This is a genomic window from Rossellomorea sp. FS2 (assembly GCF_047915635.1).
GTDB classification, from domain to species: Bacteria; Bacillota; Bacilli; order Bacillales; family Bacillaceae_B; genus Rossellomorea; species Rossellomorea marisflavi_A.
In genome coordinates this window covers 62202-76171 of sequence record NZ_JBLRVS010000001.1, presented here as the reverse complement: position 1 = coordinate 76171, position 13970 = coordinate 62202, and the positions used below count along the sequence as shown (strand labels likewise).

The following is a 13970-nucleotide window of genomic DNA, read 5'->3' as shown; positions in this document are numbered from 1 at the left end:
ATTTTATCGTCATATTCCCTATTCGTCAAGCTTACCTGGAATCGACTGCATCACCGCAACCGAGACCGTCAGCGGGGCGACCTCCAGTTGGTCTCCTTCGATGGTGAACAGACCGTCGGCATCCGCACGATCCCCTTTTGCCAGGCACCGCCACCGCTCGCCATCTCCAAGTGCGAAAGAGGCCGGTTCCGTTCCGCCGTTGAAGGCCAGAATCATCTCACTCCACGGACCGTAGTCCCCGACTTCCGAGTAGCGGATGACCACGGATTGATGTTCAGCCGAAACGACGCTCACATGCTCCCTGATCAAATGTGCTCTCGGGAACCTGAAGGCGCCGTGAGCTTTCCGGATATCGATCAATCCCCGTACATACGCAATGGCTTTTTCATGTTCTTCCCTGCGCGTCCAATCAAGCTGATTGATCCGGACCGGGGCATTGTAGCTGTTCTCATGTCCTCCCTTTGTCCGGTAAAACTCCTGACCGGCGTGAATGAACGGGATCCCCTGTGAAAGGAGGACCATCGCGGTGCCGAGGGACTGCCGCTTGAACAGTTGCTCCTCGCTCTCATGCATGCACGCCTTCATCTTATCCCAGAGGGTGTGATTATCATGGGATTCGATGTAGTTGACGGATTGGATGGGCCCATCGAAGATCCCCTGGTCCCGGCTCTGGATGCCGACGCTTCCCGAAAGGACCTGGGCCACCTGCTTCTCAAGGCCGCTATGCCCAAGGATGAATCCTTTATCATGGAGATTGAAGGTGCTCCCCTTGACGGTATCCCTGAACCAATCATTGAACTGTCCCACATCCGGGATGGACCGTGCATTGCGGAGGTTCGCCTTTTCTTCCTGGGGGATAGGGGTATTCAGGTCCCACCCTTCCCCGATGACGATGAGACCCGAGTCCCTCGCAAGATCCGACACCTCATTCATCGTCGTCACGTCCAGGATCCCCATGAGATCGAACCGGAAGCCGTCGAACCCGTATTCATTGATCCAAAAGCGGATGGAATCCTTGATGAACTTCCTCGCCATGAGCCGCTCCGAAGCAAAATCGTTCCCTACCCCGGTTCCATTCGAAGGCAACCCATTTTCCCCATGGCGGAAAAAGTACCCCGGCACGATTTTTTCAAAAGAGGATTCTTCCCTTATGAACACATGGTTGTATACGACATCCATGATGACCCTGATTCCCTCATCATGGAGATTGTTCACCACTTCTTTCAATTCCCTTATCCGAACCAGTGGCTCACCGGGATCCGAGCTGTAGCTGCCTTCCGGGACGTTGAAGAATAATGGGTTGTATCCCCAGTTATACTCTTCATCGGATGGATCATCCGGCACGCCCCCGAAGTCATTGACAGGTAGAAGCTCCACATGCGTGATGCCGAGCTCCTTGAGATAGTCGACTCCGCTTGAGTATCCACCCGGCGTCTTTGTTCCACGCTCGGAAAAGGCACCGTAGCGCCCCCTTGCTTTCATGCCGCCTTCACTACCGGCGGAAAAGTCCCGCACATGGAGCTCATAGATGATGGCATCGACGGGGGAGGCAACTGGCGGAAGGGATGTACACGGAGGTCCGAGTTCAGTCGCGACCACACCCCAGCGGCTGTTGAAGGACACGGCAACGGCATAGGGATCGAGAGCTTCCTTCCAGACGAGATTGATGCAGGTGAGATAGGAATAAAAGGATCCTTCCACGTCTTCTTGGATCTCCAGGGTCCACACCCCTTTATCTTCCCGCGTCATGTCATGTTCTGCTTCCTCACCGTTTTTTGAGATCAGCTTGAGTTTGACCGCTGACGACGTAGGGGCCCATAGTTTAAACCGGAACCCGCCTTCCACTTTCCGTACCCCAAGGTCTTCGCCTTCGTAGTAGTAGCGCTCATCGAATGCCGCCGTCCTGATGACGGCCCCGACTTGAAGGTCGGTCCTGATCCCGTTCGCATCGACCACTTCGCAGGCCTTTTCCAGATCGAGTTCTCCAGGTAGAGACGTCACGATTTTCATTGCGTGCTCAAGCTGGATCTCTTCCTCTATCTCAAGGGGGATGGTTGTATCGCCCCTCACAACGCTGAATTCCCTCTCACCACCGGCTTGATCATGCGGGATGATGAGCGTGATGGTCTTGAATGTATCCATGAACGCTTCGTATTGACGCCTGATATTGAACACCTGCTCACCCTCTTCCATTCATCATTTTCCAACTGGACGAGAGCACCCTGATGCCCATGCGTCCATTCAATGCAAGGATCCCGCATGATTCTCCATCAGCATGGACTTCGGGATCCCCCTCCGCCTGCACGACCATTTCCTCCGTGCGGAATGTATGAACTTCTCTAAACACCGTGTGTTTTCCCACAAACACAGAAAGAAAGACCGCAATGAGCTTAAGGCGGCCGAGTCCGGCCACGACAGTCACATCCAGCATGCCGTCACCCGGATGGGCATCGGGGGCGATCTTCATGCCGCCTCCAAAATACGGATGGTTGGATACTGTCATGAACCAGACCTTATCGTACGTCATTTCCTCCCCATCGCTCCGGACCCGCAGGGAGAAGGGCTGGAACGTAAGGGCTTCCCTCACCAGAATGATGGGATAGATCAGCTTCCCGAGGGAAACCCGGTTAAGCCGTTTCTTCCATGGGGAATGATTGGCACGTCCCGCTACCCGGGCATCGAATCCTATTCCTATATTATTCACAAAGTGCCCATTCGGCTCCGCAGGGAGTTGAAATTCACCTGCATCCATCAAGGAGGCGTGGCCCGATCCGGATTTTATCCGGTTTTCAGCCTCACGTGGCTTCCGCGGCCAATTGTACCCCCTTGCAAAATCATTCCCGCTTCCTGAAGGAATATACCCGATGATCACCTGAGGGAAACCAATCGACGCGCTGATGATGGATTTCATCGTCCCGTCACCGCCCACCCCGACAAGGAGAAGGGTTTCGTCGGGATATCTCTCCACAAGATCCCGGACCACCCGCTTCACTTCAGATGGATGCCGGGTGACGAAGGACTCATGGGTGATCCCTTCTTCCATGCGGAACCGTTCCCATGCTTCTGTACTCCCCCGGTTTTTTGCCTTGGGATTGACGAGGTAGAAGGTCTTCACTGCTCTTCCCCGACGAACCGGTCCTCATCCATGCCGATCCGTTTAAAGGACGTTGAATGGCCATAGTCCAGAATGGCCTGGGCAGCCTTGAGCTGCACGCCCTTGATGGGAGAAGAAATGGAACGCTGAGATTCGAACCACCCTTCATGCTTCCGTTTGTCCAAAAGATGCACATGGTGGGGAGCCTGTGGATAATCGATGTACCCATTGCGGCAGATGACGCCTTTATGTATGGGAAGGTCCACACCGGCAAAGCGGAGGATCTGACCGATGATCGTTTCCATCCTTTGCAGGGTGATCAGGGGATTCAACACCTTCTCTTCCTGCTGTCCCCACTTCTTGAGCCAAAAATGCTCCTTGCCCCCGATGTACGCCGTGCCCTCCTCAAACTCCAGGAAAGTGAGACACCAGACGGCCGTCGGAGTGATGAAGATCGTTTCGAATTCGACGGGGGCTTTCTTGATCTTAAGAATCGGGTGATAGAGCACCAATATATTATCAGGGAACCGCTGGAGAAGATACTTCAACCGTTCATCATAGTAATAGCTGTTATCCACATACGAACGATGTGATATGGTCGAACTTGCCCACTTCAGCTGGAAATCCATGATATTCTCGAGAAACACCTGCTTCAATTCGTCTTCCGTTGAAGCTTCCACCCTTTCGGCATCAATGGCGAACTCCTCTTCATCATCACTTTCTGCATATATGGTCAAATCCTCGATCTCTTCTTGATCCCCCCTTCTTTTAAAGAAGGAAAACAAGCGATCTTTTACGGTTTCTTTCTCCTCCATCGCACTATGTGACTCCTCATGGGTGTCACCATTTTCCCAATGATCCTTCATTTTTTCCCACTGCTGTTTTTTCAGCCGGACAAATTGGGTAGGATAGCGGTAAAGATCCATTTCATATCTGGAAATGTAGTCCTGCAGTTTAATGAGCTGTGCCATGAGGTTCTCCTCTTTCTCCCGGTGTCAGCCCTTTCAATGGGAACGTCGCCACCGGCTCGTATTTTGGGATATGTTCCAGTCGTGTCCGGTACAGGACAACGTGTTCTACGGGAAATTCGGTATGAAGTGGTTCGATTTCTGGAGAACGCTCATTGAATGCATACTCTCCCCCCCATTTACGCGCCACGGTGATGTGGGGAGCAAACGGTCGGGGATCCAACTCGTATCCCACCTCAAGGCATGCCCCATAGACGGCCGCCCTCAGACGGGTGAGCTCATCGGAAGGGGCCACCCCCATCCAGAAGATGCGCGGTGCTTCCCTGCGCCCGAAAACGTCAAAGTCACTGAAGGTCAATGTGAAAGGTTCATGCACCCTTGCCACTTGCCTCACCTTGGACTTCACCAGGTCCAGGGCATCCTCCCCGGAACCCCCAAGGAATGCCAGTGTTAAATGGAAGTCCTGATGATGGACCGGCTTTTTGAATGGAAATGCTTCTGCCTGATCCGCCAAACGGAGCTTTTCTTCTTCCGGAAGGGGGAGGGCAAAGAAATAATGAGGCTGTCGCATATCATCCGTCCTTTCTTGATGTATATCCATCATAGCAAAATGTGAGAACCTAGAGAACCAGTGCATGGGGAAATACTTGGGAAATGACCCGCAAAGCTGATTTATTTGATAGAATTTATAGGATTGAGTAGGATAGAAAGTAACGATAAGACCAGATGGAAAGGATGTTCATCATGAAAGTTGTGCAAAACATCGCTGATTTGATCGGGGACACCCCCCTTGTGAAATTGAATCGATTGGCTCCTGCAGAAGGGGCGGATGTATACGTCAAGCTGGAATTCTATAATCCGAGCAAGAGTGTGAAGGACCGGGCCGCCTACCATATGATCATAGAAGCGGAAAAAGCCAGATTATTGAAGGAAGGGGCCACCATCATCGAACCGACGAGCGGCAACACCGGCATCGGCCTCGCCATGAACGCAGCCGCAAGAGGGTACAGGGCGATCCTCGTGATGCCCGATACGATGACGCAGGAACGGATCAATCTTCTCAAGGCGTACGGAGCCGAAGTGGTTCTCACCCCGGGTGATGAGAAGATGCCTGGCGCAATCGCCAAAGCCAAGGAACTGACGGAAGCCATCGAGAACAGCTTCATGCCCATGCAGTTCGAGAATCACGCCAATCCCGACGCCCACAGGCAATCGACCGCCATCGAAATCGCAGAAGCCATGAAACAAATCGGCAAGCCCCTTGCTGCATTTGTAGCAACTGCCGGTACGGGCGGTACGATCACCGGAACAGGGGAAGGCTTGAGGACGTACTACCCCGACCTCGACATCCACGTCGTGGAACCGGCAGGATCACCCGTCCTCTCAGGAGGGAAACCGGGCAAGCATAAACTCGTTGGTACAAGCCCGGGCTTCGTACCCGAAATCCTGAATACGGATATCTACAATGAAATCCACAGAATCGAAGATGAACAAGCCTATGATATTGCCAGGAGGATGGCAAGCGAAGAAGGGATCCTTGTCGGTCCATCTTCAGGCGCGGCCTGCTATGCTGCCATCGAAGTGGCGAAGAAGCTTTCCCCTGATCAGGTCGTCGTTTGCATCGCATGCGATACGGGAGAACGTTACCTTTCCAGCGATTTGTTCCGTTTTTGATTTAAGGAGACCATCAAAGGGATCATCGGCTGATCGGTGCCTGATATATAGACCCCACCTCAAACTTGCCAATAAGAAAGGACCCTCCGTCTGCAGACGGAGGGTCCTTTTTCGTGCACTCATTTCAATGAACGGTAGTGAAGGATGAAGCGCTCGGGTGAAGATTTGATGATGAACGTCCGCACACCGATGATGGTGTGGAGATACAAGAAACAGTAGCCTGCCGATAGCGACCTGCTGGTCACATCGAACACATCGCCTATGACGAATACATTCGAAGGGGTCTCGATTCGGTCCTTGTATAAATGGATGTATCCGACCGTCTCGATCGTTTTCTGCGTCTCTTCCTCAATGCGGCGTTCTGTCTGCATGAAAGGCTGCGAAAAAATGGCTTTCATCGGATTCTCCCGATCAATGGACCACAGGAGCCTCTTGCCCGATCCGCTTTTTGAAAGCCTCCTGGAGCTTTCTCGTGACGGCCCCCGGACGCCCCTCCCCTACAAGGCAATCACCGATCTTCACGACAGGCATCACCTCGGACGTGGTGCTTGCGATGAAGACTTCATCTGCAGACGACAGCTCGTCGAGGGTGAAGGCGTCTTCCTGGAATGGAATTCCTTCTTTGCCGGCAAGGTCCCGGATCACCCTTCTTGTTATACCGTTCAAAATCAGGTTTGTGGCAGGATGGGTCCTCACTACTCCGTCTTTCACGATGAAGGCATTGGAAGAAGAGCCTTCTGTCACAAGATCGCCCCTGTGCAGGATCGCCTCGAAATGACCTTCAGAAGCAGCTTCTTCCTTGGCCAGAAGGTTGCCGAGAAGATTCAGGCTCTTGATGTCACACCGCAACCAGCGAACATCTTCTATGAGCTTCACCGTAACTCCCTGATCCATCTGAGACTGTGGTACGGGCACTTCCTTCGTATAGGCGACCACACTGCCTTTGACGTCAGATGCCGGGAAGTGATGCTGACGGGAAGCGACCCCGCGTGTGGCCTGTAGGTACACAATCCCGTCATGGATCGAATTGGCTTCGATCAAACGGTGGATCAATCCGGTAAGCTCATCCATCTCGTGGGGGATATGGAGCTTGATCTTCTCTGCGCTCTGATAGAACCGTTCCATATGCTCTTTCATGGTGAACGTCTTCCCACCATAGACCCTGACAACTTCATAGATTCCATCGCCAAACTGGTATCCGCGGTCTTCGATATCGACTTTCGCTTCTTTCCGATCCATCAATACACCATTCACAAATACTGTTTCCATCCTGCACTCCCCTTTATATAGTCTGTCGTTAGATTACGCTCCTCATCGGGAGGATTGTTCACATGTCAATTCGTAGATGGCCTGGGCATAGATCGCCGTCGCTTTCAGCAAATCTTCAATATACATATATTCATCTTTTTGGTGAGCGATGTCTTCGCGTCCCGGGAACAAGGCACCGAAGGCCACGCCGGTTTCCAGGCTCCTTGCGTAGGTGCCTCCGCCGATGCTGAGGAGCTCCGCTTTCTCACCCGTTTGATCTTCATAGACCTTTTGCAGGGTCCGGACGAAGTCATCGTCTGCCGAAACATGATGAGGTTCACTGTCATCAAAGTTTTCAATGCTGTACCCTTCGACTGAATCAAGGATCTTTCGGCCTTTATCCATATCGAATGTGACAGGATAGCGCATATTGAGCCCGATGCGTCCTCCATCTTCTTCAGAGAAGCGGAGTTTGCCGACATTGATGGTCAAATCGCCGGTGATATCATCCGTGAAGCTCACCCCAAGCTGGACACCACGTGAATCCTTAAAGAAATGCTTGGACGTGAATCCAAAGAAATCAGCCTCATAAGGAGCGAGGGGCAGCTTGCTGAGGAACGCCGCCAGATAAAGGCCCGCGTTCTTGCCATTATCAGGCTCCATCCCGTGGGACGATACTCCTTCCATCGTGATGACAAGCTCCCCGTTTTCCATGAAGCAGTCACCCTTGATGCCTTCATCCTTCGTGAAGGTATCAAAGTATTGGACCCATTTCGTATGATCTTCATCCATGCGAAGTACAGCTTTTGCATGATCCGGCACCATATTGTAGCGTCGGCCGGATTCGAAGTGCTTCACGCGGATTCCTTCGGCTTCTGCATCCCGTGTTTTCTCCTGAACGAGATCATAATCTGCAATCCCTTTTTCAGCATAGATGATCGGGAAGTCGGCATCAGGCGCAAAGCCCATCGTCGGCATTTCTTCATTCTTGAAGTAGTGATCGACACATCTCCAATCGCTTTCTTCATCCGTGCCGATGATCATGCGGATCCTCTTATTGAACGGGACGCCGAGTTCCTTCACGATCTTCATGGCATAATACGCCGCCATGGTCGGTCCCTTGTCATCGATGGCCCCACGTGCAAAGATTTTCCCGTCTTTTATTTCGCCGCCGAACGGATCGACACTCCAGCCATCCCCTTCAGGAACCACATCGACGTGGCAGAGGATCCCGAGAAGGTCCTCCCCTTCCCCGAACTCAAGATGCCCGGCAAGATTGCCGACATTCTTCGGTGTAAACCCATCCTTTTCCCCAAGTGAAAGCATATAGTCCAATGCTTCCTTCACTCCTTTACCAAGGGGAGCTTCTTCCGTAGCATCTTCTTCATCCATGACGCTTTTAATTTGCAAGAATTTCTGGAGATCCTTCAGTAAATCTTCCTTCCGGTTTTCCACTTCATTCATCCAGTTAATTGTCATCCTAACACCTGCTCTATATGTAATAGTTTCGTTCCCTCCCATTTTATACTGTTTGCCTTCTAAAACCAAACAGGAACAACAAGAAAATCCTCAGCAATATACATGTTTTTTCATATACAAACATATTCTAGAACCAATCCCATCCATTTAAATGGATGGAATCGAACAATTCCCTAGATATTTTTCTGGAATAGCGTTACAATATAGTTGTCTGACATTTCAAATTTAAAAATGACCCGGAACGGCGGTCAACACAAAAGGGGTTGTCTAAAGCGCTTAGTACATAGGTAGCACGTGTGGTGCACAGTTGACACTGTAGTCTTTGCCTTTGGAATAATGATGAGGGAGTGGTTTTTTGAAACCTTCAACCAATCGTATGCTAACTAGAATCAAGGCTGTATACATGTACATCAATAAGAAAGGTACAGTAACAACTCAAGATCTTGTAGACGAATTTGGCATTACTCCACGCACCATACAAAGAGATCTCAACGTATTGGCCTACAACGACCTGGTCGAAAGCCCAAGCCGGGGGCACTGGACCACAACCACCAAAAAAGTAAAAATGACAAGTTGATTATAGAAAAGCGGAGGGGCTTCGCCCTGAGGCGACAAGCATAAGACAGAAATCCCAGGAAGGCGCCCTTTGCCTTTTCGGGATTTTTGGCTTATGACCTCGAGGGGCAACCCGCCGGAGCTGGACACATAGAAAAGCGGAGGGGCTTCGCCCTGACCCGACAAGCATAAGACGAACCCCCCGGAAAGGCGTTCCTTGCCTTTTCGGGGGTTTTGGCTTATGACCTCGAGGGGCAACCCACCGAAGCTGGACACATAGAAAAGCGGAGGGGCTTGGCCCTGAGGCGACAAGCATAAGACAGAAATCCCGGGAAGGCGCCCTTTGCCTTTTCGGGATTTTTGGCTTATATCGAGAAGTACAATCAAACACGTTATTTGCGACTTTTTATTGATACCGGCGATAATGGTGGATTGTTTGTAAACCTCCCCATTATTAAAGCAATAAGAAAGGCCGAATGGTGTCAAATTCCCCAATCGACATAAAACGACTTTCTTCGCACTCACTTTTTGAGTTTTCTCTTCCTTCCCACCAAACTCAGAGCCTGAGAACAACCTTACTTGCGAATTCAAAAGATTTATTTTCGACTTTTCTGAATTTATTTGTGAAATTTTAAATTTTATTTGCGAATGACTTTTGCCGGGCCCTTTCTATTTGCGATTAACCGCCCTTACGTACGAAACCGTTCTTTAATCTACCATTCACCTGCACGAACGTACGATACTCCGGACTCCCCTGGCCTCTCCACGCTTCGTGTTCGTGCACGACCAACACACACATTCCTGCGCCACTAATTAGCCGGGCATACTCGTTTCTCACTTCACGTTTATCAACTCCTGCGTTCTACATGTATACCAGCCATGCATCCACTCCCTCACGAAAAAAAAAGCGACCCCATCAGGAGCCGCCTTCATTCATTCCGGTTTATATTCTTTCAGCATCGTCACTTCTTCTTCCGTCAGTTCCCGGTACTCCCCGAGCTCGAGGTCCCCGAGTCCAAGCGGTCCCATGGAGATGCGCTTCAAGTAGGTCACTTTCTTCCCGACGGATTCGAACATCCTTTTCACCTGATGGAATTTGCCTTCGGTGATCACGAGTTCGATTTCCGATTGAGGAGCGGATTCAAGGATCGTCAGTTTACCGGGCTTGGTTTCATACCCATCATCGAGGGTCACGCCGGCGGCGAAGGCCTTCACGTCGGATTCCGTCACCTCGCCCTCGATGCGGGCATAGTAGGTTTTCGGTACGTGCCGCTTCGGTGAAAGAAGCTGGTGGGACAGCTGTCCATCGTTTGTAAGAAGCAGCAAGCCCTCCGTGTCCTTATCAAGCCTGCCGACTGGAAATGGTTCAAAGATCTGGTCTTCCATCTGAAGGAGATCGATGACCGTTTCGTCGTTCTGATCCTCCGTTGCGGAAATGACGCCTGGCGGCTTGTGCATGAGGAGGTAGATGAACTCCCTGTACTGCACTTCTTCTCCGTACAGGACGACGGTGTCGGTTTCGGGATTCACATGGTTCTTCCCGTCCTTGACGACTTCTCCGTTCACTTGAAGTCCGCCTTCCTTCAGCAGCTTCTTGACTTCTTTCCTGCTTCCGTAGCCCATATTGGCCAGCATTTTATCTATACGCATGATGCGTCACTCTCCTTCTAATTGAAAAGGGGATGAGTGATCATCCCCTTTGTGGTTTATCCGATTCGTAATTTGCTTCGCAAGCGGGTAATGCGCTCTCCGAATAGCTTGTCCGCGAGCCTGCTCCTCATGCTGATGTAGAAGTACACGAGTCCGCCGACACCGCCGCAGATGGCGACGATGAAGATCGACTGGAATCCGGAAGCCGGGTTCAGGAATTTCACAAGCAGCCAGTAGATGGCCAGTACGACGATTGCCATGACGATATTGATCGCGGCGATGAAAGCCGTCCTCCTGATGATGAGCCTGAACTGATACCGAGCGTATTTCTTGATCACGTAGAGATTGATCAGGATCGCCACGGCATAGCCGATGGAGGTGGCGAGGACCGCCCCTTCCGTTTCAAACAGTTTGATGAGGGGGATGTTGAGGCTGAGCTTCAATAATAACCCCACAAGCAAGCTGAAAATCGTGAATTTCTGCTCATCGATCCCCTGCAGGATCGCCGCCGTGACGGCAAACAGAGAGAATAGGATGGCGACCGGTGCATACGCCCGGAGTACGGATGTACCAAGGGCATCGCTGTGATAGAACATCGTATACGTCGGTTCGGCAAGGAGCGCAATGCCAAGTGCTGCCGGCACGGTCAGGAACAAGAGGATCTGGAATGTCTGATCGATATTCCGTCTCATCGTCTTCCGGTCACCGCTCGTATAAGATGAGGTGATCAATGGGATCAGCGTCATGGAAAAGGCCGTCGCGAGCGACACCGGTATGATGACCAATTTATGCGTGTAGAAATTCAAGACGGCGAATGCGTGGTCTGAAACCCTGGCATTTCCGATATCCGCCATGGCGGTGTTGAACGTGATCTGATCCACGAGCTGGAAGAGCGGGTTCGCCAGTCCGACGAAGATGAACGGGACGGAGTACGCGATGATCTCTTTGTACATGGAGCGCAGGGAAACCTGCACCTGCCCTTTGTCTTCGAGCATGAGCTCGTCCAGCTGCGGCTTCCGTTTGAACCAGTACCAGATGAGGACGACCAGGCTTGCGATCCCTCCGATGAAGGCGGCGAATGTGGCGACGCTGATCGCCGTCGTCACGGTGCCGTTCATGATATTCAAGACGACATAGATCCCTCCGAGGAGGAAGATGATCCGGACGATCTGTTCAACGACCTGGGAGAGCGCCGTCGGTCCCATGGATTGATACCCCTGGAAGAACCCCCGGATCAGACTCATGAACGGGATGATGATCAGGGCGAAGCTCACGGCCCTGATGACCGTTGTCACCTGAGCGACCGTGATGACCTGGTCATCGCTCTTGATGGTCATCTCGGCGAAGATCGGTGCGAAGGCATACATGATGAGGAAGGAGACGATCCCCGTGATGGTCATGAGGAAAAGGCCCGACTTGAACAGCCGCCTTCCTACCGCATACTCCTCTATGGCATTATATTTTGATACGAACTTTGACACAGCAAGCGGCACTCCGGCCGTCGCCACCGTCAAAAATATAGTGTAAGGAACATAGCCGTACTGATAAAGGGAGGCCCCTTCTTCATGTCCCCTCAATAAACGATCGAACGGTATAACATAAAAAAGACCCAAAAACTTGGAAATAAAGGTCCCGAGCGTCAAAATAAACGTTCCGCGAATTAGTTTTGATGACATAGTATCCCTCTCAATTTACCTTGTTGCACTTATTCTCAAAAAAGAGACTTGGAATAAACACTCTGAAATTTACACACTATGAGTAGTTTACTACTGTATGAAACGAATGACAATTTTTTTCGGATGGTTGTTTTTCAAAACAAGCCCATTTAAAATAAAGAGAACCTTAATGGGTCTTTTTCCATTCAAACAAACAATCTTATCAGAATAGAAGTTGGTGTAATCAATGAAAAAAACATATGATGTCATCGTCATCGGCGGGGGTCCCTCCGGTCTCATGGCAAGCATCGCCGCTGCAGAAAAGGGTTCCCGGGTCCTCCTGATCGACAAGGGGACGAAGCTCGGCCGGAAGCTCGCCATTTCAGGCGGCGGGCGATGCAATGTAACGAACCGGCTCCCCGTGGACGAAATCATCAAGCATATCCCGGGGAACGGCCGCTTCCTCTACAGCGCGTTCTCTGAATTCAGCAATGAAGATATCATTTCCTTCTTCGAGAATCTCGGGATCGCCCTTAAGGAGGAGGACCACGGCCGGATGTTCCCGGTTTCCAACCGTGCCATGGATGTCGTCGAAGCCCTCCTCGATCAGATGAAAAGGCTCGACGTCCAGATCCGTACAAGTACGACCGTGGATGAGATCCTGTATGAAGACGGCGCAACCGTCGGCGTAAGACTGAAGGACGGGGATGAACTCGGCGCTGCTGCCGTCGTCGTTGCCGTAGGCGGTAAATCCGTTCCCCATACCGGATCGACCGGGGACGGTTACCCGTGGGCAGAGAAGGCGGGCCATACCGTCACCGACCTCTTCCCGACGGAAGTCCCCCTCACTTCCGATGAACCCTTCGTCAAGCGCAAGGAGCTTCAGGGCCTATCCCTTCGCTCCGTCGCGCTCAGCGTATTGAATCCAAAAGGCAAAAAAATCATCACCCACCGCATGGATATGATCTTCACCCATCTCGGGATCTCGGGTCCGGCCGTCCTCCGGTGCAGTCAGTATGTGGTCAAGGCGATGAAGAAATGGAACCTCACCCATGTCACCATGGAAGTGGATTCCTTCCCGGATGAGCACGAAGAACAGCTGTTCCAGCGCCTCCACAAGCAGGTGAAGACCGATGGGAAAAAGTCGGCTAAAAACCTGTTCAAGGGGCTCGTGCCAGAGCGCTACCTTCATTTTCTAATGGAGAAGTCCGGGATCGACCTCGATGAGAAGGGTGATCACCTCGCAGTCGATCACCTCCGCCAATTCGCCCGGTTGCTGAAGCACTTCACATTCACCGTGAACGGGACCCTATCCATCGATAAGGCCTTCGTCACAGGCGGTGGCGTATCGATCAAGGAGATCGAACCGAAGACGATGGCATCCAAAAAGATGAATGGACTCTTCTTCTGTGGAGAGGTGCTTGATATTCACGGCTATACCGGCGGATATAATATCACCTCCGCACTCGTCACCGGCCGTCTAGCAGGGTCCAATGCAGCCCTTGCGCAGTCCTGAATGAACTGCAAAGAGGTGGGGACAAAACGAAAAAGGTGCCATGTAATGACGAATACGATCAGTCTAGGTGCCTTATGCCGCTCATGATTTCCGTGCAAGACTTCGCTTTCCACGGGTACTCCTCGGCAAGC

Annotated in this window: 12 protein-coding genes; 3 read left to right on the top strand and 9 right to left on the bottom strand. The window is 51.6% G+C overall.

From position 1 onward, the window contains the following. Positions 1-18: 18 nt before the first annotated feature. From pulA to thpR, 4 genes are read right to left on the bottom strand one after another with little or no spacing between them, the layout of a single operon-like run. Positions 19-2193, bottom strand: coding sequence for a type I pullulanase (gene pulA / locus ACNA6I_RS00420; RefSeq protein ID WP_416312764.1), 2175 nt, complete (start codon positions 2191-2193; stop codon positions 19-21). Next, positions 2180-3115 (bottom strand): diacylglycerol/lipid kinase family protein, encoded by a 936-nt coding sequence (locus ACNA6I_RS00415; RefSeq protein ID WP_416312763.1) that lies wholly within the window; start codon positions 3113-3115, stop codon positions 2180-2182. The genes pulA and ACNA6I_RS00415 overlap by 14 nt, the downstream gene beginning before the upstream one ends. Further along, entirely contained in the window at positions 3112-4065 is a 954-nt protein-coding gene (locus ACNA6I_RS00410; protein ID WP_148795665.1) for an NERD domain-containing protein, read from the bottom strand. The genes ACNA6I_RS00415 and ACNA6I_RS00410 overlap by 4 nt, the downstream gene beginning before the upstream one ends. Then, on the bottom strand, positions 4049-4633 hold the full coding sequence (gene thpR, locus ACNA6I_RS00405; RefSeq protein ID WP_416312762.1) for an RNA 2',3'-cyclic phosphodiesterase: 585 nt from the start codon (positions 4631-4633) through the stop codon (positions 4049-4051). Before thpR ends, ACNA6I_RS00410 begins: the two co-directional genes overlap by 17 nt. 173 nt (positions 4634-4806) lie before the next feature. Between thpR and cysK the strand changes: the two genes are divergently transcribed. Then, the gene (gene cysK, locus ACNA6I_RS00400; RefSeq protein ID WP_416312761.1) at positions 4807-5736 is read left to right on the top strand and encodes a cysteine synthase A; all 930 of its coding nucleotides are present in this window, start codon (positions 4807-4809) and stop codon (positions 5734-5736) included. Positions 5737-5855: 119 nt separating this feature from the next. Here the strand turns inward: cysK and ACNA6I_RS00395 are convergent, their stop codons facing one another. The 3 genes from ACNA6I_RS00395 to pepV are packed head-to-tail and all read right to left on the bottom strand — an operon-like array spanning position 5856 to position 8463. Beyond that, positions 5856-6134: a hypothetical protein gene (locus tag ACNA6I_RS00395; protein WP_048013505.1), complete on the bottom strand. Its 279-nt coding sequence runs from the start codon at positions 6132-6134 to the stop codon at positions 5856-5858. Positions 6135-6147: 13 nt separating this feature from the next. Beyond that, positions 6148-7005: a D-amino-acid transaminase gene (dat, locus tag ACNA6I_RS00390; protein WP_048013504.1), complete on the bottom strand. Its 858-nt coding sequence runs from the start codon at positions 7003-7005 to the stop codon at positions 6148-6150. A gap of 42 nt (positions 7006-7047) precedes the next feature. Beyond that, entirely contained in the window at positions 7048-8463 is a 1416-nt protein-coding gene (gene pepV, locus ACNA6I_RS00385; RefSeq protein ID WP_416312760.1) for a dipeptidase PepV, read from the bottom strand. Positions 8464-8818: 355 nt separating this feature from the next. Here pepV and ACNA6I_RS00380 point away from each other — a divergent pair, with 355 nt between their 5' ends. Continuing rightward, a complete protein-coding gene (locus ACNA6I_RS00380; protein WP_048013503.1) occupies positions 8819-9040 on the top strand; it encodes a DeoR family transcriptional regulator in 222 nt (73 codons plus the stop codon). A 911-nt stretch (positions 9041-9951) separates the two neighbouring features. On the opposite strand, the gene ACNA6I_RS00375 is transcribed toward ACNA6I_RS00380, so the two are convergent. Then, the gene (locus ACNA6I_RS00375) at positions 9952-10668 is read right to left on the bottom strand and encodes a pseudouridine synthase (RefSeq protein ID WP_252264979.1); all 717 of its coding nucleotides are present in this window, start codon (positions 10666-10668) and stop codon (positions 9952-9954) included. A 56-nt stretch (positions 10669-10724) separates the two neighbouring features. Next, on the bottom strand, positions 10725-12344 hold the full coding sequence (locus ACNA6I_RS00370) for a putative polysaccharide biosynthesis protein (protein ID WP_048007402.1): 1620 nt from the start codon (positions 12342-12344) through the stop codon (positions 10725-10727). A gap of 226 nt (positions 12345-12570) precedes the next feature. Between ACNA6I_RS00370 and ACNA6I_RS00365 the strand changes: the two genes are divergently transcribed. Next, positions 12571-13839 carry an NAD(P)/FAD-dependent oxidoreductase gene (locus tag ACNA6I_RS00365; RefSeq protein ID WP_416312759.1) on the top strand — a complete coding sequence of 423 codons (1269 nt, stop codon included), beginning with the start codon at positions 12571-12573 and terminating at the stop codon, positions 13837-13839. Positions 13840-13970: the final 131 nt, after the last annotated feature.

Coding starts and splice junctions, on each gene's coding strand:
- pulA (WP_416312764.1), bottom strand. CDS start 2,193: ATGGAAGAGGGTGAGCAGGTGTTCAATATCAGGCGTCAATACGAAGCG.
- ACNA6I_RS00410 (WP_148795665.1), bottom strand. CDS start 4,065: ATGGCACAGCTCATTAAACTGCAGGACTACATTTCCAGATATGAAATG.
- thpR (WP_416312762.1), bottom strand. CDS start 4,633: ATGCGACAGCCTCATTATTTCTTTGCCCTCCCCCTTCCGGAAGAAGAA.
- cysK (WP_416312761.1), top strand. CDS start 4,807: ATGAAAGTTGTGCAAAACATCGCTGATTTGATCGGGGACACCCCCCTT.
- ACNA6I_RS00395 (WP_048013505.1), bottom strand. CDS start 6,134: ATGAAAGCCATTTTTTCGCAGCCTTTCATGCAGACAGAACGCCGCATT.
- dat (WP_048013504.1), bottom strand. CDS start 7,005: ATGGAAACAGTATTTGTGAATGGTGTATTGATGGATCGGAAAGAAGCG.
- pepV (WP_416312760.1), bottom strand. CDS start 8,463: ATGACAATTAACTGGATGAATGAAGTGGAAAACCGGAAGGAAGATTTA.
- ACNA6I_RS00375 (WP_252264979.1), bottom strand. CDS start 10,668: ATGCGTATAGATAAAATGCTGGCCAATATGGGCTACGGAAGCAGGAAA.
- ACNA6I_RS00370 (WP_048007402.1), bottom strand. CDS start 12,344: ATGTCATCAAAACTAATTCGCGGAACGTTTATTTTGACGCTCGGGACC.
- ACNA6I_RS00365 (WP_416312759.1), top strand. CDS start 12,571: ATGAAAAAAACATATGATGTCATCGTCATCGGCGGGGGTCCCTCCGGT.